Origin of the sequence: Massiliimalia massiliensis (genome assembly GCF_900155615.1) — a bacterium.
GTDB lineage: Bacteria > Bacillota > Clostridia > Oscillospirales > Ruminococcaceae > Massiliimalia > Massiliimalia massiliensis.
In genome coordinates this window covers 766,485-790,694 of the sequence record NZ_FUHT01000004.1, presented here as the reverse complement: position 1 = coordinate 790,694, position 24,210 = coordinate 766,485, and the positions used below count along the sequence as shown (strand labels likewise).

Below are 24,210 nucleotides of genomic sequence, written 5' to 3'. Positions count from 1 at the left end.
ATGGCTAAAATAGATTTTACCCCAAACCAGCGGGCGGCGATTGACGCCGACAACGGAAATATTTTGATATCCGCCGCTGCGGGAAGCGGGAAAACAGCGGTTTTGACAGAACGGGTGATCCGACTGATGACAAAGGAACAGCCTGTCGCGGCAGACCGGCTGATTATCGTTACCTTTACGCTGCTGGCCTCTGTTGAGATGCGCCAGCGGATTGAAAAAAAGCTGTCTGATTTGATTGAGGAGAACCCGGAAAATGACTGGCTCCAAACTCAGCACATGCTCCTCTCCAACGCGAAAATAGGGACGATCCATTCTCTCTGCAGCGGCTTTTTGAAGGATCACTTTCAGGTGCTCGGCCTTCCGATTGTAAGCCGGATAGCCGATGAAAACGAGCTGAACACCCTTTATCAGGACATGGCCGAGCAATTGCTGGAAGCGCACTATCAGTCCGGGGAGGAGGACTTTTTAGTGCTGGCGGACATGTTCTCAGGCTATGATGACCGCCAGCTTTTGGAGCTTATCCTTGGAATTTACCATTGGTCGCGTTCCTATCCGTTCCCAGAGTCGATGCTCCGGCGGTTTGAAGAGCAGTATGAATCGGATACCCCATTTTCCGCTACGGAATGGTGCCGGCTGATTTGCAGGCATCTGCTCAGCATGACGGAGCAGGGAATGGGCCTGCTTTCCTGGGCGCTGAAGCAGGCGGAGACGGATGAACTGCTCAGGCAGAAATATGTTCCCGCTATCACCCATGATTACGATGTGTTCCAGGCGCTTTATAAGGCTCTGGAAATGGGAGACTGGGATACTGCCTGCAGCATTGCGGCAGACTATCAAAAGCAGCGGCTCGGCGTAGTGCGGGGACACGAAAATCCGGACTGGCTCAAGGAAATCCAGTCCCGGCGCAGCCAAGCCTGCGATTTGCTGCAAAAAACGATGCTGCCGAAATACCTTTCTATCACAGAAGCGCTTTTTCAGGAGGACAAGGCATTTTTAAGGCCGATCCTCCATGCCGTTTTTACTTTGGTGGGCGAGCTTTCCCAGGCGGTTGAACAGGAAAAACGCGCAAGGGAAATTATGGATTTTCCTGATTTGGAGCATCAGGCGCTGCGGCTTTTGGTACGGGAAGAGGACGGCGTTTACTACAAGACGGAAGAAGCGAAATCCATCGGAGCACAGTATGATGAAATCATGGTGGATGAATGCCAGGATATCAATCAGATCCAGAACCTGATTTTCTGGGCGCTGTCCCATGGCCCGGATTCGGTACGGGTCGGGTCGGAGGAGCTTGTTGCCTCAGGCGGGAATCTTTTCTTTGTCGGGGATGTGAAACAGAGCATTTACCGGTTTAGGAATGCGATGCCATCCCTTTTTACTCTTAGGAAAAGACTGTTTTCCGAGCAGGAAAACGCCTCCTCCAGAAAAATTTTACTTCAGAATAATTTCCGCAGCCGCAGAGAGGTGACGGACGCTGTAAATCAGGTGTTCTCCGCCATTATGACAGAACAGCTCGGGGAGCTTGCCTATGACGGAGAAGAGGCGCTTGTCTATTCGGCAAATTACCAGCCTGCCGCCGGATGCGAAGCGGAATTTCATCTCCTGGATCTTCCGGAAATTCCGAAAGAGGAAAAGCAGGAAAAAAATTTTGCAAGAGAAGCGCGCTATATCGGCCTGCTGATCCAGTCGATGGTGAGAGACGGACATCTCATCGAGGACCACGGAACCCTGCGTGCCTGTACCTGGAAAGACTTCTGCATCCTGCTCCGGTCGAAAAAGGGAAAGACGGCGTTGTTTACCGATGTCTTAAAGCAGCTTGGCATCCCCTGCTATGCCGAAGCAGGACAGGGATATTTTGATTCGTTTGAAGTATCGGTGATGCTCTCCCTTTTGCGAGTGATTGATAACCCGATGCTGGATATCGATCTCTTTACCGTTATGATGTCTCCGATGTTTCTGTTTTCTGTTGACGATCTGGCAAAAATCCGCCTGAAGGATCGAAAGGCAGCTCTTTATACCGCGGTGAATCTTGCGGCGCAGGAGGGCGACGCTGCCTGCCGGGAGTTTTTGGAAACCCTTTCCTATCTCCGGACGCAGGCGGTCATTCTGCCGATTGACCGGCTGATCCAGCTTATCTATGATCGAACGGGATTTTTGTTTGTTGTGGAATCGATGGTATCGGGCGAGCAGAAACGGGCGAATCTGCGCCTTTTGCTTAGCTATGCGGAAAACTATGAAAAGATCGGGAATCTTGGGCTGGATGGTTTTTTACGGTTTGTCCAGCGGGCGATTGACCGCGGGGACGATTTTGTCTGCGCGAATACTGTTTCGGAACGGGCCGATGTGGTCAGGATTATGAGCATCCACGGCTCCAAGGGGCTGGAATTCCCGATCTGTATTGTCGCGGATCTCTCCAAGCGGTTCAATCTGATCGATTTAAATCAAAGTGTAATGATGCATATGGACTATGGCTTTGGTATGAAAATCCGAAAACCGGACACCTACCAGTCCTATTCAACGCTCCCCTGGGAGGCTATCCGGCTGGCGCAGAAGCAGGAATCACTGTCGGAGGAGATGCGGATTTTATATGTCGCGATGACCCGCGCGCGGGAAAAGCTGATCCTGGTAGGCAGTGCGGAAAAACTGCCGGAACGCTGTCAGAAAAATTTGGAGGCGGTGGCGTTTGAGGGAGAAGTGAAGCCATACGCTCTCCTGAATCGTGCGTCTGTACTTGATTGGCTGGTCATGGCTTTGTCTGAATATCCGGAATTTCTGGAAGCGGTTTCCGATTGGCGGAAAACAGCGAGGATAGGCGCGTGGAACTGTATTTTTGCAAGGGCAGAGGAGACGGCTGAGCTACCGGAGGAGGGGCCGGCTTTCAGTGCGCAGCCATCCAATAAAATTCTGGCGCAAATCGAGGAAGCGATTGGCTATGTCTATCCGGATGAAGCGCTTCAGGCGGTTCCGGCCAAGGTGACCGTTACCCAGATTGCGAAGTCCAAGCAACGAGAAGCGCTTGCACAGCTTGAACCGATGGATTTAAGCGGACGGGAAATTTTAACCGGCGCTCAGCGCGGAACTGTACTGCATAGCTTTATGCAGTATGCGGATTTCCATGCTGCCGGCTCTGAGCTGGAAAAAGAGATTGAGCGGCTGGTTGACCAGGGCTTCCTCAGCGAGGCGGAGGCGGATTGCCTGAACCGGCGCGCCATCAAAGCGTTTTTCCAATCCTCCCTGTTCAAACGGATGATGGAATCGGACATGCTGGAGCGGGAATACCAGTTTATTTATGAGATCACCGCGGGCGAGGTAGACGATACCCTTAAGCCGCCGTTTTCAGAGGAGCGGATTCTGATCCAGGGAATTGCGGACGCCGTATTTATTGAGGACGGGGAATTGGTCATCGTCGATTACAAGACAGATCGGATGCGGAACCCCTCGGATTTTGCGGAAAAATACGCCGACCAGCTTCGTATTTATAAGGAAGCGCTCCGGCAGTATTTCGAATTGCCGGTAAAGGAATGCCTGATCTATTCTCTTCATCTTGCAACGGAAATCAAAGTGTGGTAGTATATAATATATTATTGGAACGGTTACTGAATTTTTTCGGCAGCCGTTTCAATAGTGCTTGACAAGTAAATGATTCCGTGATATACTATTTTAGAAAACAAAGCAGAACAGAATTTGCGTTCTCACCTATGGGTCTATTTTGCACTGCATAGGTCAATACGAATAAAATGCAAAAGGCGGATTGCCTTTCCATTTTGTGTATTGGTGGCGTGGACTGTTCATAAGTCTACGCTTTGTTTATTATCTGGGCATATGGAGGTGCTTGACGATTAGCAACAACAAAGAGCTGCTCATTAATGAGAGCATTCGTGAGAAAGAAGTACGCGTCGTTGACGCAGACGGCTCACAGCTTGGCATTCTGCCTCTGAAGGAGGCGCTGAATATTGCTGCGTCCAAAAATTTGGACCTGGTTGATATCGCGCCGCAGGCAAAGCCGCCGGTCTGCCGCATCATGGATTATGGCAAATATCGCTATGAACAGGCAAAACGGGAAAAAGAGGCTAGAAAAAATCAAAAAACCATTGAAATCAAAGAAGTGCGGATGTCATTGAATATTGACACACATGACTTTAATACGAAGGTAAATGCTGCCAAAAAATTTCTCAGTGCGGGAAACAAGGTGAAGGTTTCCGTCCGTTACCGCGGGCGTGAGCTTGCGCATCCGGAGCTTGGCAGAAATTTGCTGGAACGGTTTAAAGATGATTGCAGTGAAGTGGGTGTTGTTGATAAGCCGCCGAAGATGGAGGGGCGCAGCCTGGCCATGTTCATCGCATCAAAGCCCGTGAAGTAATCAATTAAGGAGGATATAAAAATGCCTAAAATCAAAACACATAGTGGAGCGAAAAAACGTTTTAAAGTAACCAAAAACGGTAAAATCAAACGTGCTCATGCTTTCAAGTCCCATATCTTGAACAAGAAGACAACCAAGCGGAAAAGAGGCCTTCGGAAAGCCGGCTATGCTGATAAGACCAATGTGAAGGCAATCAAGCTGCTGATTCCTTATAAATAATCGACCGGCTTGGAGGACGGGGCTATCCCCGTCGAAGATGAGAGAAAATTTTAACTGTACTTGAAAACACAGAACACAGGAGGTAAATACTTATGGCTCGTGTAAAGGGAGCAATGGCTACTCGTAAGAGAAGAAATAAAGTTCTGAAACTTGCAAAAGGTTACTGGGGCGGAAAAAGCAAACTATTCAAAACAGCAAAGGAAGCTGTAATGAAATCCGGCCAGTATGCATATATCGGAAGAAAACAGAAAAAACGTAACTTCAGACAGCTCTGGATCACCAGAATCTCTGCTGGCTGCAAAATGAATGGTATGAACTATTCTACTTTTATTAACGGTTTGAAAAAGGCAAACATCAATTTGAACCGCAAAATGCTTTCTGAAATTGCAATTCATGACGAGGCTGCGTTCGCAAGCTTGTGTGAAAAAGCAAAAGAAGCGTTACAGTAAGATGTCGGATACGCCCGTGTCAAATTGGCTCGGGCGTGTTTCTATATTATTTTCCCCTTGTATGCCTGTTTAAACTCTTGGATTTTTGGAGGCGTTATGGAACAGATTTCATCCAAAGAGAACCAAAATGTCAAGGAATACGGTAAGCTTGTTTCCTCAAAATCTCACCGTGACAAGACCGGCCGGTTCGGGATTGAAAGCGTCAAGCTGGTGCTGGAGGCGGCAGCCTCAGGGATAGAGCTGGAAAAGGTTTTTGTAACGGATCAGTGCTTTAAAAAACATACTGCTGCATTACAAAAGCTTTTTGAGTCAACCTGCCGTATCTATGAAATTACAGAACCGGTGGAACAAAAAATGACCCATACACAGAATGCCGGCGGGATTTTTGCAATCTGCAAAAAACTTGACAAGCGAAATCTGGCTGATACAATAGTAACCGGTGGAAAATATTTGTATTTGGCCGGATTGCAGGACAGCGGCAATGTCGGGACGATCATCCGAACAGCAGAGGCAATGGGGCTGTCGGGTGTGATCCTGTCAGCCGGCACCTGTGATCTGTACAGCCTGAAGGTTCTGCGAGCCAGCATGGGATCTGCGTTCCGTCTGCCGGTCATCCTTGGGGGAGACCCGCTGGCGGATATCGAAAAATTTCGCGGAGGCTTTGTCACCTATGCGGCGGTGGTGGACGAAAATGCAGATTCAGTGCTGGAAACCCGTTTTGCCGATTGCAGTGTGGTTGTGGTCGGAAACGAGGGAAACGGCTTGAGCAGGGAAGCCGCACAAGCCTGCGACCATCAGATTACAATCCGGATGAAGGGCAACGCGGAATCTTTAAATGCTGGGATGGCGGCCGGAATTTTGATGTGGGAACTGGTGCGCGATCATTAAAGGAGCATGGTGATGGACGAATTATTATATTGGGTATGGCTGTCCAGAGTGTTTTCATATGGGAGTGAAAAGCCGAGAAAGCTGATCGAGTATTTTCGGTCGCCCAAGAATATTTTCGAACTGAAGGAAGATGAGCTTGAAAAGCTGTCTTTTTTAAAGCCCTCTGACCGAAAGGCGCTTCGGCGCACCTCTTTGGAACGGGCCGAGGAAATTGTAAAACGCTGCCGGGAGCTGGGAATCCAGATCCTCCCTTATGGTTTTGACGGATACCCTAAACGCTTGACTCATATCTACGCGCCGCCGATGGTGCTTTATGTCAAAGGTGATTTGTCCGGCCTCGATGAGGAAGTCGGGATCACCGTGGTCGGTACACGAAAGGCCAGCGAGTACGGAAAGCGGCTGACCGGAAATCTATGCTATGAGCTTTCCCGCGCCGGGGCCGTGATTATCAGCGGGTGCGCGGAAGGGATCGATACCTATTCTCATTGGGGCGCGCTCAAAGCGGGCGGCCGTACCGTTGCAGTGCTGGGATGCGGCTTGGATATCAATTATCCGGCTTCTAATCACGATCTGAAACAGGCGATCCTCAAAAAAGGCGCCTTGGTTACTGAATGCGCACCGGGCGAGCATCCGAACCGCATGATCTTTCCAATTCGGAACCGGCTGCTGTCAGCGCTTGGGCTTGGCGTGCTGGTGACTGAAGCGCCGTCAAAAAGCGGTTCTTTGATCACCGTAGAGCATGCGCTGGAACAGGGCAAGGACGTTTTTTGTGTCCCGCCGCACGATATCTATGATCTCAATTTCAGCGGCGTAGTAAAATATCTGCGCGACGGCGCAGTGCCGGTTTTTTCTGCAAGAGATGTGCTCGAAGAGTATTTCGTACAGTATCCGCATAAACTGAATGCAGATATGAAGTTTGCACAGCAGGTGCAGCGCAATAAAACCTCCCCCGCCTACCAGCAGAAGCAGGGTGGCCATACCGTCGAACCGGTTCGGAAAAAAGTCTATAAGGCGTGGGACAGCTCTTTGGGTGAGGATTACCGAAAAATGTATGATGCAATGACAGAACAGCCGATGCTGTTGGATGAGATTGCAGCGAAAGCCGGTCTGAATGCAGCGCAGGCCGCTGCAATCGCAACGGAATTGGAATTATATGATTATATCTCTTCCTATTCAGGAAAGCGATATGCGAAACATCCAATATCTGAATAGAAAGGAAAATAAGGTTAAGAGAATGGCAGCTGAAACAACAAAAACAGTGAAAAAAACGACCAAAAAGACAACTAAAACAGTGAAAAAGCCAACCCGGAAGCTGGTTATTGTGGAGTCTCCCGGTAAGGTGAAGAATATCAAAAAGTATCTGGGCAGAGGCTATGAAGTGGTTGCATCTGTCGGGCATGTCCGCGACCTGCCGAAGAGCAAGCTCGGCGTTGATATTGAAAATGATTTTGAGCCGCAGTATATCAACATTCGAAAGCAGTCCAAAACCATTAAGTCGCTGAAGGAAGAGGCAAAAAAGTCAAAAACCGTCTATCTTGCGACCGACCCTGACCGGGAAGGAGAGGCGATTTCCTGGCATTTGGCGCAGCTTTTGGGGCTTGATCCAAAAGAGGCAAACCGCATTACCTTTAACGAGATTACCCATACCGGAGTGGAAAACGGGATGGAACATCCGAGGGCAATCAATATGGATCTTGTGGATGCACAGCAGGCGCGCCGCGTGCTGGATCGAATTGTAGGCTATAAGCTGAGCCCGCTGCTCTGGAAAAAAATCCGAAGCGGATTATCGGCCGGAAGGGTGCAGTCGGTAGTTGTCAGCCTGATTGTTGACCGGGAAAACGAGATCAGGAACTTTGTCCCGCAGGAGTACTGGACCCTGGAGGCAAATCTCACCTCCATGCTGGACGAGGCTCTTTCTGAGGTGAAACGAACCTTTACCGCAAAATTTTACGGCAAAAACGGAAAAAAGCTGGAGCTGAAAACCAAGGAAGCCACAGACCAGATTTTAGAAGCGCTGAAGGGCAGCGATTTCATCATCGATGCAATCAAGCGCGGAACAAGAAAAAAATCGCCTGTTCCTCCTTTTATCACCTCAACTATGCAGCAAGAGGCCTCCCGGAAGCTTGGCTTCCAGTCCCGCCGCACCATGCAGGTTGCGCAGGAGCTCTATGAAGGGATGGACGTAGCTGATTTTGGCTCGCTCGGCTTGATTACCTATATGAGAACCGACTCGCTGCGCATCTCGGATGAGGCAAAGCAGGCAGCCAAGGAATATATCACAGGGCGTTTCGGGGACAAATATCTTCCGGCGGCAGCCCGCAGCTATAAAACTAAAGGCAACGCGCAGGACGGGCATGAAGCGATCCGTCCGACAGTACCGTCTTTAACTCCCGCTATGGCAAAGGAAAGCCTGACAGCAGACCAGTATAAGCTTTATAAGCTGATCTGGGAGCGGTTTATCGCCAGCCAGATGGCGGACTGCATTTTAAATACCGTACAGGTGTCGGTCAAGGCGGGAGAGTATGACTTTAAGGCATCCGGCTATTCTGTACAGTTCGACGGCTTTACAGTCCTCTATGAGGAAGGCAAGGACGAGGAAACACAGGAGGACGGGCGTTTGCCGAACCTGCAGGAAAAGGAAAGCCTGCGGGTGAACAAGCTGGCCGGTCTGCAGCACTTTACCCAGCCTCCTGCCCGTTATACAGAGGCATCCCTGACCAAGGCGATGGAGGAAAACGGAATCGGCCGTCCAAGTACCTATGCGCCGACCATTACCACGATCATTTCCAGAAACTATGTGGAACGCGACGGCAAGCAGCTTGTCCCGACTCCGTTGGGCGAGATCACAACAGAGCTGATCCGCAAGCATTTCAACCAGTTTATTGACGTCGGCTTTACGGCGAATATGGAAACTGATCTTGATAAGATTGAAGCCGGGGAAGAGAATTGGAAGGAATGTATGCGCAATTTCTATGCCGATTTCGCGAAAGCGCTGGAAGAGGCGCAGAAAAATATCGGTGAGGAAAAGATTGTCCTGCCGGATGAGGTGACGGACGAGATCTGTGAGGTCTGCGGCCGTCCGATGGTAGTCAAGGTAGGACGCTTCGGCAAATTTCTTGCCTGCTCCGGCTATCCGGAATGCACCTTCACCAAAAAGATTGTGAAGGAAATGCCGGGAGAATGCCCGGTCTGCGGCGGGAAAATTCTGGAAAAGAAATCGAAAAAGGGTAAGAAATTTTTTGGGTGCGGCAATTACCCGAACTGTACCTTTATGACCTGGGATACCCCGACCAGGGACGTCTGCCCGAAATGCGGCAAAACACTGCTGAAAAAAGCGGGAAGAAACGGAAAAATCTATTGCTCTAACGAGCAGTGCGATTATGAGAAGGAAGACGGCAGATAGCCGGTAAAAACAGAGAGGAAACTTCGATTGATACAAGGCAGAATGAAAGTCAGTGTGATCGGCGCCGGCTTGGCCGGATGTGAAGCGGCATGGCAGCTCGCAAACCGAGGTATTCTAGTTGAGCTTTTTGAGATGAAGCCGCAAAAATATACGCCTGCACATCATTACAAGGGATTTGCGGAGCTGATCTGCTCCAATTCTCTTAAAGCGGCGCGGTTTGATTCGGCCGCCGGGCTTTTAAAAGCAGAGATGGAACGAATGGGTTCGCTTGTCATGGAAAGCGCCAGGCGGTTCGCGGTCCCGGCTGGGGGCGCGCTTGCAGTGGATCGCACCCTTTTTTCCGATTATATTACACAGAAGATTACCAGCCATCCGAACATTCGGGTGGTGCAGGAGGAAGTAACAGAACTTCCGGAAGGCACCGTCATTGTGGCTGCCGGGCCGCTGATGTCAGAGGGACTGGCGCAAGCCGTACAGAGACTGGTAGAAGAGGAACACCTCAGCTTTTTTGATGCGGCGGCTCCAATTGTTGCGGCAGACAGCATTGATATGGCGGTGGCGTTTGAGGCGTCCCGCTACAGCAATGGGGAAGGCGACGACTACATCAATTGTCCGATGAATAAGGAGGAGTACGAACGCTTTTATGAAGCGCTGATTTCAGCCGAATCCGCACCGTTGAAAGAGATTGATCAGAGAGATTTTAAGGTATATGAGGGCTGTATGCCGGTAGAGGTGATGGCAAAACGCGGCGCTGATACGCTGCGCTATGGGCCGCTCAAGCCGGTTGGACTGACTGACCCGAGAACAGGGCGCCGTCCCTGGGCTGTAGTTCAGCTTCGGAAGGAAAACGCGGGTTCCACCATGTACAATCTGGTGGGCTTTCAGACAAACCTCAAATGGGGAGAACAAAAACGGGTATTTTCGATGATTCCCGGACTGAAAGAAGCAGAATTTCTGCGGTACGGCGTGATGCATCGCAACACCTTTATCAACAGCCCGAAGCTGTTAAACGCGGCATTCCAGCTAAAAAAACAGCCGGAAATTTTCTTTGCCGGACAAATTACCGGGGTAGAGGGCTATACCGAAAGCGCCGCTTCCGGAATGTTGGCGGGCGTCAACGCCGGACGAAGGCTGGAGGGAAAAGAACCGGTGATTCTCCCGAGAGAGTCGATGCTGGGGGCGCTGTCTCATTACATCAGCGATGAAACGGTAGTGAATTTCCAGCCGATGGGCGCCAATATGGGCGTTCTGCCTGCTCTGGAGGAACGAATCAGGGACAAAAAGCTGCGGTACCGGACGCTTTCCGAACGAGGATATCGGGCGCTGGAGGCAGCATTGATGAAATACGGAGAATATGAAGATAGGAAAGGAATGTGATCATGATGAAAGTAGTAGTCGATGGGTTCGGCGGGGATAACGCGCCGTTAGCTGTTCTTCAGGGGAGCGCCATGGCGGTGAAGGAGTATGGAGCTTCTATCATTGTTACCGGAGATGAAGCGGTCTTGAAAAGGACGGCAGAGGAGAATGGCATTTCCTTGGAAGGAATTGTGATCCACCATACTGATGACGTAATTGAAGTTTGCGATGACCCAACTTCCATTGTCAAGGAACACCAAAATTCTTCGATGGCAGTTGCGATGAAGCTGTTAGCGGATGGAGAAGCCGACGCCTTCGTCAGCGCCGGGAGTACCGGGGCGGTAGTTGTCGGGGCTTCGTTGATCGTGAAACGCTTAAAGGGGATCAAGCGTGCATCTATCGCGACAATCATCCCGTCGCAGACAGGCTGCTTTATCCTTGCGGATGCAGGTGCGAACCTGGAATGCCGCCCGGAGATGCTGACCCAGTTTGCCATGATGGGATCAATCTATATGAACCGGATTATGGGGATTGACAACCCACGCGTCGGGCTGGTCAATGTCGGGGAGGAAGAAACCAAGGGCCGCGACCTGCAGCTTGAAACCTATAGCCTGTTACAGAACTCCAAGATGAACTTTGTAGGAAATGTGGAGGCGAGGGATATTCCTCTGGGCAAGGCAGACGTTGTTGTGGCGGACGGCTTTACCGGAAATGTGATCCTGAAGCTTACCGAAGGGCTTGCCAAATTCCTGATGAGCAATATCAAGGATATCTTTATGGGCAGTTTGGGCGGCAAGCTGGCGGCGGCGCTTGTAATGAAAGACATGAAGCAGTTTAAACAGAAAATGGATTATAAAGAATACGGAGGCGCTCCGCTGCTCGGTTCCGCGAAGCCGGTGATCAAGGCGCATGGCAGCTCAGACGGCTACGCCTACAAAAATGCGATCCGCCAGGCATGCGAATTTGCGGAAAAGGATGTCAACGGAGAAATCATAAAGGCCTTGCAGGCACAGAAAGAGGCGGAAAAAAGCCTTTAATCAGGGAGGTTGTTACCCTTGCTAGACTTTGAAAAGATGATCCAGTATCATTACCACAATAAAAGCTGGATGAAAGAGGCTCTGACTCATCCGTCCTATGCCAATGAAGGGAAAAAACACCTGAAAAATAATCAGAGGCTGGAATTTTTGGGAGATTCCGTTCTCTCGATTATTGTCGCGCAGCATCTGTTCGAGCATTATACCCATCTTCCGGAAGGGGAGCTGACCAAGCTGCGGGCTTCGTTAGTCTGTGAAAAGAGTCTGCATCAGTTTGCCTTAAAAATTAATCTCGGCGAATACCTCATTCTCGGAAAAGGGGAAGAAATGACCGGCGGACGGGAACGTCCCTCTATTTTGGCTGATGCATTTGAAGCGGTGATTGCCTCGATTTATCTGGATAGTGGATTGGATGAAGCCAGGAATTTTGTTCTGCGTTTTATTCCTGAAAAGCTGGACGTTAAAAAGATCACCTATGTCAGCGATTATAAAACGGCTTTGCAGGAGATTATCCAGAAAAATCGAGAAGAGAAGATTGAATATGTGCTGGTAGAAGAAAAAGGGCCGGATCATAATAAAACTTTTATGGTGGAAGTTCATTTGAATTCCAATGTAATCGGCACCGGCATCGGAAGAAGCAAAAAGCAGGCGGAACAAATTGCCGCCAAAGAAGCATTAGGGCTGATGGGTTATGAAACATAGCAATGTTGCACTGTTTATCCCAAATGCGGGCTGTCCGAATCAATGCAGCTTCTGCAACCAGAGGACAATTTCGGGAACACAGTCCGCACCATCTATCGAGCGGGTCAGGAAGGAACTGGAACAGGCCTTTCTGACACTGGCTGCCCCGCCGGAGGAAACGGAAATCGCTTTTTTCGGCGGAAGCTTTACGATGCTTGAACAGCATTATATGACCGGCCTTCTGTCGGTTGGCAGAGAGTATGTCCGGCGGTTCGGCTGCCGGGGAATCCGGGTATCCACCCGGCCGGATGCGATCAGCCCGGAGATACTGAATATTCTGTATGAATATGATGTCACTGCAGTCGAGCTTGGAGCCCAGAGCATGGACGATGATGTGCTCAAGGCAAACCGCCGGGGACATACCGCCAGGCAGGTTTGTGAAGCTTCAGAGCTGATTCACGGTTACGGATTTGAGCTTGGGCTTCAGATGATGGTAGGGCTTTATGGTTCGACTCCGGAAAAGGACAGGGAAACGGCAGAACAGCTTGCCGGGCTTTTTCCGAAAACCGTCCGGATTTATCCGACGGTAATCCTGCGCGGAACAGAGCTGGAAGAGAAGCTGAGAAACGGGAGGTATCAGCCCTATCCGATGGAGGAGGCGGTCTCTCTTTGTGCCGGTATGCTTGAATTTTTCGCCGGACGGGGAATTGATGTGATCCGGGTTGGCCTCCATGCTTCCCGCGATATAGAACAGGAAATGGCGGGCGGAATTTACCATCCTGCTTTCCGGGAGCTATGCGAAAGCAGAATCTATTTAGATCGCGCTCTGCGCCTTCCTTTTCACGGCAGCGGGGACAAGGTGACTTTACAGGTAAAAAGCTCCGAGCTGTCTAAAATGATCGGCCAGCGCAGGAAGAATATAATCTATTTAGAGCAGGAATGGAAACAAAGGATTAAAATTGCCGGGGAACCCTCCCTGGCGGCATATGAAATAAAGGTATTAGAATAGTCGAGGTGGAACATTGCTTTTAAAATCATTGGAAATACAGGGATTTAAATCCTTTCCTGATAAAACGAAAATTTCGTTCGGAAAGGGTCTGACAGCAGTCGTCGGGCCCAACGGAAGCGGAAAAAGCAATATCAGCGACGCAGTGCGCTGGGTTATGGGCGAGCAATCCACCAAAAACCTGCGCGGCGCAAAAATGGAGGACGTAATCTTTACCGGAACAAAGGCCAGAAAATCACAGGGCTTTGCGGAGGTTTCCCTGGTAATCGATAACTGTGACCACTCGCTGGGAATCGACAGCGACGAGGTTGTCATTACCCGGAAATATTACCGTTCCGGTGAAAGCGAATATATGATTAATCGTGCAAATGTCCGTCTCCGTGACGTCAACGAGCTGTTTATGGATACTGGCCTTGGCCGGGACGGTTATGCGATGGTCGGGCAGGGCAGGATTGCGGAGATTGTCCAGTCCAAAAGCGACGAACGCAGGGAAATTTTCGAGGAGGCAGCGGGAATATCCAAATACCGCTACCGAAAAAATGAAGCCCAGCGGAAGCTTGCCAATGCGGATGAAAATCTCGTCCGTCTTTTGGATATCCTCTCTGAATTGGAAGAGCGGGTAGAACCTTTGCGCCAGCAGTCTGAAAAGGCAAAGCGCTTTCTCGAGCTCGCAGAAGAGAAAAAGTCCCTTGAGATATCGGTGTGGTCCCAGAACCTGGCGCACGCGAATGTATCGCTGAAGGATCAGAGCGATAAAATGCTGGCGTTCCGGCTGGAACAGGAAGAAATCGAACAGCAGGTCGAGGGAATCGAAGCGCAGATTCAGGAGGTTTATCAGCAGATGCAGCAGTGTCTGGTTGATATTGATGAGCTGCGCCGCCAAAAGGATGAAACAGAACAAAAGGTTTCCGCCTTTCATTCTCAGATTGCGGTCTGCGAGAATGACCTGCACCATAATGAAGAAAATAAAAAGCGTATCCATCTGGAGCTGGAGCAATTCGGGCAGTCGGAAGAGCGCCTTTCCGGAGAGATCGGTGACAATCAGGCGAAGCTGGAAGAATTGAGCCAGTCGCTTGCCGGCCTGGAACAGGAAATTTCGGAGAAAGAGCAGGAGCTGCTCGCCCTGACAGAGCAAACTGACCAGTATTCTGAATCAGCAGAAGCGTTAAACCGCCGGCTGAATGAATTGCTGGTCGAACAGTCTCAGAACCAGATGCACATCCTGCAGGCTGAATCCCGGATTACCGAAACACAGCAGAGGCTGGCCGGTTATCGGGATATGATGGATTTGAAGCGCGAAGCAATGCAGGCAGATGAAAAGGAGCTTTCACAGGCGCGTTCCTTGATGGCCCGTCTGGAGGAACAGACCGTTTCCCTGCAAAACGCGGAAGGCGGCTATCAGATGAAGCTGGCAAGCCGCCAGAAGAAGCTGGAAGAGGCGCAGCAAAGGCTCGCTTCCTTAGAGCTTGGAATCAAGGAAAAACGCCAGAAGGCAAAGCTGCTGGAAGACCTGGAACAGAATATGGAGGGCTTTGCCTTCAGCGTCAAGGCAGTTCTGCGCCAGGGAAAGCATGGCGCCTTAAACGGCATCCTTGGAACTGTATCCCAGATTATTACTGTCCAGGAACAGCATTCCACCGCAATTGAAATCGCGTTGGGCGGGATGCTGCAGAATATTGTGGTTGAGACAGAGCAGAATGCGAAAGGCGCCATCCATTTTCTGAAACAGGAAAATGCGGGACGTGCGACCTTTTTGCCGCTGAGCTCGGTGAAGGGAAGCCGGCTGAATACTTCCGGCTTTGAGCAGCTAGACGGCTTTGTCGCCTTGGGAAGCGATTTGGTGCAGTTTGAACCGCGCTACCGGGGTGTGGTTGATTCCCTGCTCGGGCGGATCGTGATCGTAGAAGATTTAGATACTGCGGTTTTCATTGCGAAAAAGAATGGCTATAAATTTAAAATTGTGACTCTGGACGGCCAGGTAGTCAATGCCGGCGGTTCTATGACCGGCGGCTCGCTGAAAGGCCGCAACCAGGGAATCCTAAGCCGGAAGTCGGATATTGCCAAGCTGCATGAGGAAGCGGGCATCCTGCAGCATCAGTTGACAGAGGCTCAGAATGCGCAGCAGGCTTTGCAGCGGGAGGCCGGCGCATTAAGTGCCCAGATGTCCGCGATCCACAGCGAGCTTCTCACCGTCAACGAGGATAAAATTCGCTGCGAAGGGGAAGAAAAACGCCTTGCTTTGCTGTTGGAGCAGGAAAAAGAGCAGCTTTCTGCTGCCGAGGAAGAATTCCGCTTTGCTGAAGACGAATTGGAGAAAACAAAAAAACAGCTTGCTGCCTGGAAGGAACAGAGTGCCGTAATCGAGCGGCAGCTTTTGGAAGGCAGACAGCAGCTTTCTGCGATGCAGGGCGAACACAGTACCGCTAATGAAACCCGGATGGAGCTGACCGGTTCCTTACAGGAGTTAAGGCTTCGGCAGGTTGAAATCCAGAAGGATATCCAGTCCCTGGAAAATCTTATTAGAGAGCTGGGGCTCCGCGGAGAGGCGGCAAAGGAACAGCAGGAGGCCCTCCAAGGTCAATACCAGGCTTACCTGCAACAGGATGAAGAGATTCAGAGCCGCATCGTACAAATCAAAGGGCAGATTCAAGCGGCAAAGGAAGAATCCGCTTCGATGGACGCTGCTGTTTCGGACAGGATGGAACAGCGCAATAAGCTTGAGGGGATGACTACCAAGCTGCGGGGCGAGGAACGCAGCGTCTCCGTTCAGAAGGAAAAGCTGGTGCAGGAAATTGCCCGCCTGGAAGAACGGATTTCTGCAGTCCAAAAAGAATATGACAGCATTATCAATAAGCTCTGGGAAGAATATCAGCTAACCAAAAGCGAGGCCGATGCTTTTGCAAAACCGGTCGGCGATCTTGCGGCGGCAGAGAAGCAATTGCAGTCCCTGCGCGGGAAAATTCGGTCGCTGGGCAGCGTGAATGTTGCGGCGATTGAGGAATACCAGGAGGTATCGGAGCGGTACGAGTTTTTGAGCAGGCAGCTCAAGGATGTGGAAAAGTCCAAGGCGGAGCTCGAACGGCTGATCACGGAACTGACCGGGAAGATGCAGGAGATTTTTGAAGAGAGCTTCCATCAGATCAATCAGCATTTCCAGAGAATTTTCGTCGAGCTGTTTGGCGGCGGACGGGCAGAGTTAAAGCTGACCGATCCGGACAATGTCCTGGAATCCGGAATAGAAATCTTTGTGGAACCTCCGGGAAAAATCATCAAAAATCTGACGCTCTTGTCCGGCGGGGAGCAGGCTTTCGTAGCAATTGCGATTTATTTTGCAATTCTTAAGGTACGCCCGGCTCCGTTTTGCATCCTTGATGAGATTGAAGCGGCGCTTGACGACGTTAATGTTACGAAATATGCTGAATATCTGCGCCTGATGAGCGACCATACTCAGTTTATCATGATCACGCACCGCCGCGGCACCATGGAGGAGGCCGACGTACTCTACGGCGTGACGATGCAGGAGGAAGGCGTGTCCAAGCTGCTCCAGCTCAATGTTCAGGAAGTGGAACAGAAGCTTGGCAAGCTGGAAGGCTAGTTTAGGGGAGAACAGAAACGATGGGATTATTTGATAAAATTAAATCTGGGCTTAAAAAGACCAAGGACAACATGGTCAAACAGGTGGAAACCCTGATTAACTCCTTTACAAAAATTGACGAGGAGTTTTTTGAAGAGCTGGAGGAAACCCTGATCATGTCTGATGTAGGGGTAGCAACCTCAGTTAAAATCTGCGACCTTCTCCGTGAGAAGATCAGGGAAACAGGAGAGACCGACCCCTCCAAGATTAAAGGCATGATGAAAGAGATTATTACCAATATGCTGGCTGGCGGGGAAGAATTAAATCTCTCCACCAAACCCTCCATCATCTTGGTGATCGGGGTCAACGGGGTTGGGAAAACCACGACCATCGGCAAGCTTGCGGCAAACTTGAAGGCGCAGGGGAAAAAAGTGATCCTGGGCGCTGCCGACACCTTCCGCGCCGCCGCAATTGAGCAGCTTGAAATTTGGAGCGACCGCGCGGGCGTAGAGCTGATCAAACACAAGGAGGGCGCTGATCCGGCTGCCGTAGTATTTGATGCAATCAGCGCCGGAAAAGCACGCGGCTGCGATGTGATTATCTGCGATACGGCGGGCCGGCTGCATAATAAGAAAAATCTGATGGACGAGCTCAGTAAAATTTCTCGGGTGATTGACCGGGAAATGGCTGGCTGCGACAAGGAAATCCTCCTTGTTCTGGACGCGACAACCGGCCAGAACGCGGTCACCCAAGCCAAACAGTTCCAGGAAGCAGCCGGAATCACAGGAATTGTGCTTACAAAGCTTGACGGCACTGCCCGGGGGGGAATTGTCATCGCGATCAAGGACGAGCTGGGACTTCCGGTAAAATACATTGGCGTCGGAGAGCAGATTGACGATCTGCAGCCGTTCAGTCCGCAGGACTTTGCGGACGCCCTGTTTGACGAATAAGCACAGAAGGTGATGGATACAACGATGATAAAATTAGTTGCAGCAACCCAAAACGCGCATAAATTAGTAGAATTCAGGCGGATCCTTGAGCCGTTGGGTTACCGGGTGCTTTCCCAGGCGGAAGCTGATGTGGATATTGATGTAGAGGAAACCGGAACCACCTTTGCGGAAAATGCTTCTCTTAAGGCAGAAGCAATTTTCCGTGCGGCAGGATTGCCTACCATTGCAGACGATTCCGGGCTGGAGGTTGATTACCTGGGCGGCGAACCGGGAATTTATTCCGCCCGCTTCGGCGGGCCGGGATTAACCGACCGGGACAAATGTACCCTGATCCTGCAAAGGCTCAGGGATGTTCCGAAAGACAAAAGGACGGCACGGTTTGTCTCGGCAATTCATCTGATCTTGAGTGAAACTGACCGGCGCACTTATATCGGAACCTGTGAAGGCTTCATTGGCTGGGAAATGCTGGGAGATAACGGATTTGGTTATGACCCGATTTTCATGGTCAGCGATACGGACAGCTTCGCGGCCTTGAGCGGAGAAGAAAAGGATCAGCTAAGCCACCGCGGAGCGGCGCTCCGGAAAATGGAAGAAGATTTGAAAGGAATTTAAAATAGATGTTGACAAGTAAACAGCGTGCGGCCTTAAGAGGCTATGCCAACCAGATGGAGACGATCCTCCAGGTTGGGAAAAGCGGTATCACTGAAACTGTGATCCAACAGGTGAACGATGCATTAAATGCCCGGGAAATGATTAAAATGCGGGTGCTGGAAAACTCATTATTGACAGCAAAGGAAGCTGCAATTGAAATCTCGAAACAGACTGGTTCGGAGGTTGTCCAGGTGATCGGCACCCGGTTTGTGCTTTATAAACGAAACCCAAAAGAACCGGTTTATGAGCTCGGCAGGTAATCTACCCTTGAGAAAGGATCGCCTTATTATCACAAAGGCGGCATGATCAGCATGAAAGAAAGAATCGCAATTTTCGGCGGAACCTTTAACCCGATTCATAACGGACACCTTCATCTGTGCGTGGAATGCCAGAAAGAGCTCCAATTTGACCGGATGATCCTGATGCCGGATCATATTCCTCCCCATAAGGAAGTCGGATATCTGGCAGGGGAGACAGACCGGTATGAGATGTGCCGTATTGCGGCGGGAGAATACCCTTTTCTGGAAGCAAGCGATCTGGAGCTGCGTATGGATGGTATCAGCTATACCGTATATACTCTTCAGGAGATCAAACGGCTTTATCCCCAGGCGGAGCTGTATTTCATCATCGGGAGCGATATGCTGTATTCCTTTCATAAATGGTACCGTTATCAGGAGATCCTGTCACTGGCTTTTTTGGTGGCAGGGGCACGGGAAAGGGAAGAATACGACCGGATGGTACAGTATACCGAAAAGCTTGGCAGCCTGTCAAGCCGCGTCAGGATTGTCCGGTTTCACGCACTGCCCCTTTCCTCCACGCAGGTCAGAAAGGCGCTGCATCTTGGGGATGAAACAGTATCCGGCCTTCTCCCGGCAGGCGTGTTGGAATATATCAAAAAGCATGGCCTATACCAATTCGGAAAAGGAAAAGCGTGACAAAGTGCGAAAGGAATGATGACCGGCATGGTAGAAATCACTGAGCTGGAACGGCTCGTCAAGGAGCGGCTTTCCAAAAAACGCGCAAACCATGTTTTCTCAGTAGCAAGGCAGGCCGGAAAAATGGCCCTGCGGTATGGGGTAAACACAGAAAAGGCGGAGATTGCCGCACTGCTCCATGACATCACAAAAGAAGTTGATCCGGCAGAACAGTTGAAAATGATACAGGAATTTGATATAATAAAGGATAATGTGATTCTGGAGAGTCCAAGCCTTTACCATGCGGTAACTGCGCGGATCTATGCCCGGGATATCCTGAGCGTGCAGGACGCAGAGATTCTCAACGCAGTCCGTTACCATACGACCGCAAGGGCGGGAATGTCCGATTTAGAGAAAATTATCTATCTTGCAGATGCAGTCTCGGAGGACAGAGACTATAAACGGGTGGAGGAATTCCGCCGCCTGGCAATGGATGGCTTAAACCGGTGTATGCTGGAATTTTTAAAGTACAGCATCCGCTATCTGGTAAGGGACGAATGCCTGCTTCCTGTTGACACGATACAGGCATATAACGAGTATTGCAGAATGGCAGGCCATCAGAATGAACGATAGATTATGCCGAGGAAAAAGATAGCCAAAAGAACTGACGAACAGCTATTCATCACCTGAAAACCAGGTGAGCACCTTTGACGAGCTGAATGGGGAACAGGAGCCTGTCTCCTCGGCGTCAGGGGATTAAAGGAGAGAAGCGTATGACGTCTTTTGAACTAACAAAAGATATTGTAAAGGTATTGGATAATAAAAAAGCAGAGGATATTCAGGTGATTAAAGTCAATGACCTGACCATCATCGCAGACTATTTTGTCATTGCCTCTACTACCAGCTCGACCCATGTCAAGGCACTGGTGGACGAGGTGGAATTTCAGCTCAAGGAAAAAGGAGTTGAACCGCGAAAATTAGAGGGGTATCAGTACGCAAACTGGATCATCATGGATTATGGCGACGTCATTGTACATGTATTTCATGAAGAAACCAGAAAATTTTATACATTGGAACGCCTGTGGTCTGACGGAGAAACAATCGACATGAAGGAGCTGCTGGACTAGGAGGCAACCAAACAATATTACAGGAGTGGTAGAGAGTGAAGTACGATTTTGCTGCCATTGAAAAAAAATGGCAGGATGTGTGGGACAAGGAACATACCTTTGCAGCACAAAACGATTACAGCAAACCGAAATATTATGCGCTGGTGGAATTCCCGTATCCATCCGGGCAGGGGCTGCATGTTGGGCATCCCCGTTCCTACACTGCGCTCGATATTGTTGCGAGAAAAAAGCGTCTGGAGGGCTATAATGTGCTCTATCCGATGGGGTGGGACGCCTTCGGCCTGCCGACGGAAAATTTCGCGATCAAAAATCATATTCATCCTGAAATTGTAACGGCGAAGAATGTAGCCCGTTTTAAGTCGCAGCTAAAATCTTTAGGGCTTTCCTTTGACTGGAACCGCGAAATTAACACCACCGATCCGGGCTATTACAAGTGGACCCAGTGGATTTTCCTCCAGCTTTTCAAGCATGGGCTTGCCTATAAAAGTGAAATGGCGGTCAACTGGTGCACCTCCTGCAAATGCGTCCTGGCAAATGAAGAGGTGGTCAACGGCGTCTGCGAACGCTGCGGCAGCGAGGTTGTCCGTAAGGTAAAAAGCCAGTGGATGCTCAAAATTACAGAATATGCCCAGAAGCTGATTGACGATCTGGATCTGCCGGACATCAATTATATTGATCGTGTTAAAATTTCCCAGAAAAACTGGATTGGACGTTCTACCGGCGCGGAGGTGGATTTCGGTACAACCCAGGGTGATATCCTGAGGATTTATACCACCCGTCCGGATACGCTGTTTGGAGCTACCTATATGGTAATTTCTCCGGAGCATCCGTATATTGAAAAATGGGCAGATGCGATTACAAACATGGATCAAGTACGCGCCTATCAGGAGGAAGCAGCCAGAAAATCCGATTTTGAGCGGACAGAGCTGGCGAAAGATAAAACAGGGGTTGAGCTGCAGGGCGTACGCGGAATCAATCCGGTCAACGGAAAGGACATCCCGATTTTCATTTCCGATTATGTCCTGATGGGTTATGGAACCGGTGCGATTATGGCGGTTCCGGCACATGACACCCGTGACTATGACTTTGCCAAGACATTTGACCTGCCGATTATCGAAGTAGTCGCCGGCGGCGATATTGCGAAGGAAGCATTTACCGACTGCGCAACCGGCACGATGGTAAATTCCGATTTCCTGACCGGACTTTCGGTAGAAGAAGCCAAGGTAAAAATTGTAGAGTGGCTGGAAGAAAATAAAAAAGGACAGCCAAAGGTAAACTTCAAGCTGCGCGACTGGGTGTTCTCCAGACAGCGTTACTGGGGTGAGCCGATTCCACTGGTTTACTGCGATAAATGCGGCTGGGTTCCAGTACCGGAGGATCAGCTTCCGCTGAAGCTGCCGGAGGTTGATTCCTATGAACCGACCGATGACGGCGAATCTCCTCTGGCTAAAATGACCGATTGGGTCAACACTACCTGCCCGCACTGCGGAGGCCCCGCTAAGAGGGAAACTGATACCATGCCGCAATGGGCCGGATCATCCTGGTACTTTATGCGGTATTGTGATCCGCATAACGACCATGCGCTCGCCTCGAAGGAAGCGCTTGACTACTGGCTGCCAGTCGACTGGTATAACGGCGGAATGGAACACACCACCCTGCATCTGCTTTATTCCCGTTTCTGGCATAAGTTCCTCTATAATATCGGCGTGGTGTCCTGTCCGGAACCTTATGCAAAGCGTACCAGCCATGGTATGATACTTGGACTCAATCCGCGTAGCTTTGTCAATCTTTCCACAGAGGAACAGCGCAGACTGGTGGCCGAACACGGTAGCGAGGCCGCGGCCAAGGCAGCATTGGTAGAGAAATATGGTGAGATGGCTAACCATCCTGTAGTCAAGATGTCAAAATCTCTCGGCAACATCGTCAATCCCGATGATATGGTAACCGAGTACGGCGCCGACACCATGCGGCTTTACGAAATGTTTATCGGAGACTTTGAAAAGTCCGCGCCGTGGAATACTGCCAGCATTAAGGGCTGCAAGCGCTTTCTGGAGCGCGTCTGGAACCTGCAGGACGTTCTGATTGGCGGCGACAGCTACCGCCCGGAACTGGAAAGCGCGTTCCATAAGACCGTCAAAAAGGTAAGTGAGGATATTGAGGCGCTGAAATTCAATACGGCGATTGCCGCAATGATGGCTCTGCTGAATGATATTTCAAATATAGGCTCTGTCAATCGTGCCGAGCTGAAAACCTTCCTCGTACTGCTGAACCCGTTTGCGCCGCATCTGACTGAAGAGATATACGAGGCGCAGGGCTATGACGGGCGCCTGTCCGCTCAGCCCTGGGCTGTCTACGATGAAGCGAAATGCAAGGATGACACAGTCGAGATTGTCGTTCAGGTCAATGGGAAAATCAAAACCAAGCTTCAGGTAGCAGCGGACATCCAGAAAAATGATGCTTTGGCTGCTGCTAGGGCGGACGACAAGGTCGCGGCTGCACTGGACGGCAAAACGGTTGTGAAAGAAATTTTTGTACCGGGAAAACTGGTGAATCTTGTTGTGAAATAAGGTTTGGATATGGACTGCGGCTGCTGTCATAAAGGTTGATGGCAGTTGTAGGAAATGCCAAATTGCTGGAAAATAATTCGTCACAGAAAACTTCGGGATTCTACTTGACAATTATTGGGCGGCATTGTATAATATTATTTGTTGCAATACTAGATTGTAAACCTCTGCCACAAGGGCAAAGGGAGGGAATTGAAAGTGTCAGAAGTACGTGTTAAGGATAACGAGTCTTTGGACAGTGCTCTCAGAAGATTTAAAAGATCTTGTGCAAAAGCTGGCGTATTAGCTGAAGTGCGTAAAAGAGAACACTATGAAAAACCTTCTGTAAAGCGGAAAAAGAAATCAGAAGCTGCACGCAAACGTAAATTCAGATAGGATTTATGGAATAGTTGCGTAATAGGGATTACATATTGGATGGGCTATCAAACGTTCAGAAATGTAGTCTCGGACAAAATGTATTCTACTAAGAACGAAAAGCGAGCAGATTCTGCTCGCTTTTTCATTTATTCAATTAAGGAGAGAAATCGGATTGTCAATCTTTACCCCGAACCTATATCTGCATCGCATCACGGACTTAACGCCGGAACTATTGGCGCATTATGGAATCAAAGGAATCGTCCTCGACGTGGATAATACCCTAACGCATCACGGCAGCCAGGAGGTGTCACAGCCGGTATTGGACTGGCTTGCACAGATGCGAAACGCCGGTATGAAACTGACGATTGCTTCCAATAATTATGAAAAGCGGATCAACCCCTTTGCAGCCAAACTGAAACTGGATTATATTTCCATGAGCTGTAAGCCCATGACCTTTGCGTTTACGAAGGCCTGTAAAAAGTTTGGGCTTTCCAAAAAAGAGGTTGCTCTGGTCGGAGACCAGGTTTATACTGATATTTTGGGCGGCAATATCAAAGGGATGTTTACCGTCCTGGTTCAGCCCTTTGAGTTGGAGCATGGTATGCTCTTTCGGATAAAGCGGAGACTGGAAAAATTCCATCTCAGAAAATGCAAGCTGCAGGAAGGCGGGAAGGAATAGG

The 24,210-nt window shown here is 50.0% G+C and carries 21 protein-coding genes; all 21 read left to right on the top strand.

What is annotated here, in order from left to right:
- On the top strand, positions 1-3,567 hold the full coding sequence (addA, locus tag CZ360_RS12365; protein WP_159438293.1) for a helicase-exonuclease AddAB subunit AddA: 3,567 nt from the start codon (positions 1-3) through the stop codon (positions 3,565-3,567).
- A gap of 262 nt (positions 3,568-3,829) precedes the next feature.
- Positions 3,830-4,357, top strand: a complete 528-nt coding sequence (gene infC, locus CZ360_RS12360; protein ID WP_077534525.1) for a translation initiation factor IF-3 — start codon at positions 3,830-3,832, stop codon at positions 4,355-4,357.
- Between the two features lie 21 nt (positions 4,358-4,378).
- The gene (rpmI, locus tag CZ360_RS12355; protein WP_077534524.1) at positions 4,379-4,576 is read left to right on the top strand and encodes a 50S ribosomal protein L35; all 198 of its coding nucleotides are present in this window, start codon (positions 4,379-4,381) and stop codon (positions 4,574-4,576) included.
- A 92-nt stretch (positions 4,577-4,668) separates the two neighbouring features.
- Positions 4,669-5,025, top strand: a complete 357-nt coding sequence (rplT, locus tag CZ360_RS12350; RefSeq protein ID WP_077534523.1) for a 50S ribosomal protein L20 — start codon at positions 4,669-4,671, stop codon at positions 5,023-5,025.
- 96 nt (positions 5,026-5,121) lie between these two features.
- The gene (locus CZ360_RS12345) at positions 5,122-5,913 is read left to right on the top strand and encodes a TrmH family RNA methyltransferase (protein ID WP_077534521.1); all 792 of its coding nucleotides are present in this window, start codon (positions 5,122-5,124) and stop codon (positions 5,911-5,913) included.
- 12 nt (positions 5,914-5,925) lie between these two features.
- Positions 5,926-7,125, top strand: a complete 1,200-nt coding sequence (gene dprA / locus CZ360_RS12340; protein WP_159438292.1) for a DNA-processing protein DprA — start codon at positions 5,926-5,928, stop codon at positions 7,123-7,125.
- Positions 7,126-7,147: 22 nt separating this feature from the next.
- Positions 7,148-9,316: a type I DNA topoisomerase gene (gene topA, locus CZ360_RS12335; RefSeq protein WP_077534517.1), complete on the top strand. Its 2,169-nt coding sequence runs from the start codon at positions 7,148-7,150 to the stop codon at positions 9,314-9,316.
- Between the two features lie 42 nt (positions 9,317-9,358).
- The gene (gene trmFO / locus CZ360_RS12330) at positions 9,359-10,693 is read left to right on the top strand and encodes a methylenetetrahydrofolate--tRNA-(uracil(54)-C(5))-methyltransferase (FADH(2)-oxidizing) TrmFO (RefSeq protein WP_077534516.1); all 1,335 of its coding nucleotides are present in this window, start codon (positions 9,359-9,361) and stop codon (positions 10,691-10,693) included.
- 5 nt (positions 10,694-10,698) lie between these two features.
- Positions 10,699-11,709, top strand: a complete 1,011-nt coding sequence (gene plsX, locus CZ360_RS12325) for a phosphate acyltransferase PlsX (RefSeq protein ID WP_077534839.1) — start codon at positions 10,699-10,701, stop codon at positions 11,707-11,709.
- Positions 11,710-11,727: 18 nt separating this feature from the next.
- Positions 11,728-12,408, top strand: coding sequence for a ribonuclease III (gene rnc, locus CZ360_RS12320; RefSeq protein ID WP_077534515.1), 681 nt, complete (start codon positions 11,728-11,730; stop codon positions 12,406-12,408).
- Complete coding sequence (locus tag CZ360_RS12315; protein WP_077534513.1) at positions 12,398-13,396, top strand: elongator complex protein 3; 999 nt, start codon at positions 12,398-12,400, stop codon at positions 13,394-13,396. The genes rnc and CZ360_RS12315 overlap by 11 nt, the downstream gene beginning before the upstream one ends.
- 13 nt (positions 13,397-13,409) lie before the next feature.
- Positions 13,410-16,988 (top strand): chromosome segregation protein SMC, encoded by a 3,579-nt coding sequence (smc, locus tag CZ360_RS12310; protein WP_077534511.1) that lies wholly within the window; start codon positions 13,410-13,412, stop codon positions 16,986-16,988.
- A 20-nt stretch (positions 16,989-17,008) separates the two neighbouring features.
- Complete coding sequence (ftsY, locus tag CZ360_RS12305; protein WP_077534509.1) at positions 17,009-17,917, top strand: signal recognition particle-docking protein FtsY; 909 nt, start codon at positions 17,009-17,011, stop codon at positions 17,915-17,917.
- Between the two features lie 24 nt (positions 17,918-17,941).
- A complete protein-coding gene (gene rdgB / locus CZ360_RS12300; protein WP_077534507.1) occupies positions 17,942-18,529 on the top strand; it encodes an RdgB/HAM1 family non-canonical purine NTP pyrophosphatase in 588 nt (195 codons plus the stop codon).
- Positions 18,530-18,534: 5 nt separating this feature from the next.
- Positions 18,535-18,828, top strand: a complete 294-nt coding sequence (locus CZ360_RS12295; RefSeq protein WP_077534505.1) for a YhbY family RNA-binding protein — start codon at positions 18,535-18,537, stop codon at positions 18,826-18,828.
- 51 nt (positions 18,829-18,879) lie between these two features.
- On the top strand, positions 18,880-19,503 hold the full coding sequence (gene nadD / locus CZ360_RS12290) for a nicotinate-nucleotide adenylyltransferase (protein WP_159438291.1): 624 nt from the start codon (positions 18,880-18,882) through the stop codon (positions 19,501-19,503).
- Between the two features lie 15 nt (positions 19,504-19,518).
- Positions 19,519-20,115, top strand: a complete 597-nt coding sequence (yqeK, locus tag CZ360_RS12285; protein ID WP_077534501.1) for a bis(5'-nucleosyl)-tetraphosphatase (symmetrical) YqeK — start codon at positions 19,519-19,521, stop codon at positions 20,113-20,115.
- A 140-nt stretch (positions 20,116-20,255) separates the two neighbouring features.
- Positions 20,256-20,609, top strand: coding sequence for a ribosome silencing factor (gene rsfS, locus CZ360_RS12280; protein ID WP_077534500.1), 354 nt, complete (start codon positions 20,256-20,258; stop codon positions 20,607-20,609).
- Positions 20,610-20,644: 35 nt separating this feature from the next.
- A complete protein-coding gene (leuS, locus tag CZ360_RS12275) occupies positions 20,645-23,176 on the top strand; it encodes a leucine--tRNA ligase (protein ID WP_077534498.1) in 2,532 nt (843 codons plus the stop codon).
- Positions 23,177-23,371: 195 nt separating this feature from the next.
- Positions 23,372-23,548, top strand: coding sequence for a 30S ribosomal protein S21 (rpsU, locus tag CZ360_RS12270; RefSeq protein ID WP_077534497.1), 177 nt, complete (start codon positions 23,372-23,374; stop codon positions 23,546-23,548).
- A gap of 154 nt (positions 23,549-23,702) precedes the next feature.
- Positions 23,703-24,209 carry a YqeG family HAD IIIA-type phosphatase gene (locus CZ360_RS12265; RefSeq protein WP_159438290.1) on the top strand — a complete coding sequence of 169 codons (507 nt, stop codon included), beginning with the start codon at positions 23,703-23,705 and terminating at the stop codon, positions 24,207-24,209.
- The last annotated feature ends 1 nt before the right edge of the window (position 24,210 follow it).

What these genes read in the sequence shown, in the direction of transcription:
- addA (WP_159438293.1), top strand. Translation starts at nt 1, where the DNA reads ATGGCTAAAATAGATTTTACCCCAAACCAGCGGGCGGCGATTGACGCC.
- rpmI (WP_077534524.1), top strand. Translation starts at nt 4,379, where the DNA reads ATGCCTAAAATCAAAACACATAGTGGAGCGAAAAAACGTTTTAAAGTA.
- rplT (WP_077534523.1), top strand. Translation starts at nt 4,669, where the DNA reads ATGGCTCGTGTAAAGGGAGCAATGGCTACTCGTAAGAGAAGAAATAAA.
- CZ360_RS12345 (WP_077534521.1), top strand. Translation starts at nt 5,122, where the DNA reads ATGGAACAGATTTCATCCAAAGAGAACCAAAATGTCAAGGAATACGGT.
- dprA (WP_159438292.1), top strand. Translation starts at nt 5,926, where the DNA reads ATGGACGAATTATTATATTGGGTATGGCTGTCCAGAGTGTTTTCATAT.
- topA (WP_077534517.1), top strand. Translation starts at nt 7,148, where the DNA reads ATGGCAGCTGAAACAACAAAAACAGTGAAAAAAACGACCAAAAAGACA.
- trmFO (WP_077534516.1), top strand. Translation starts at nt 9,359, where the DNA reads ATGAAAGTCAGTGTGATCGGCGCCGGCTTGGCCGGATGTGAAGCGGCA.
- plsX (WP_077534839.1), top strand. Translation starts at nt 10,699, where the DNA reads ATGAAAGTAGTAGTCGATGGGTTCGGCGGGGATAACGCGCCGTTAGCT.
- CZ360_RS12315 (WP_077534513.1), top strand. Translation starts at nt 12,398, where the DNA reads ATGAAACATAGCAATGTTGCACTGTTTATCCCAAATGCGGGCTGTCCG.
- ftsY (WP_077534509.1), top strand. Translation starts at nt 17,009, where the DNA reads ATGGGATTATTTGATAAAATTAAATCTGGGCTTAAAAAGACCAAGGAC.
- rdgB (WP_077534507.1), top strand. Translation starts at nt 17,942, where the DNA reads ATGATAAAATTAGTTGCAGCAACCCAAAACGCGCATAAATTAGTAGAA.
- CZ360_RS12295 (WP_077534505.1), top strand. Translation starts at nt 18,535, where the DNA reads ATGTTGACAAGTAAACAGCGTGCGGCCTTAAGAGGCTATGCCAACCAG.
- nadD (WP_159438291.1), top strand. Translation starts at nt 18,880, where the DNA reads ATGAAAGAAAGAATCGCAATTTTCGGCGGAACCTTTAACCCGATTCAT.
- yqeK (WP_077534501.1), top strand. Translation starts at nt 19,519, where the DNA reads ATGATGACCGGCATGGTAGAAATCACTGAGCTGGAACGGCTCGTCAAG.
- rsfS (WP_077534500.1), top strand. Translation starts at nt 20,256, where the DNA reads ATGACGTCTTTTGAACTAACAAAAGATATTGTAAAGGTATTGGATAAT.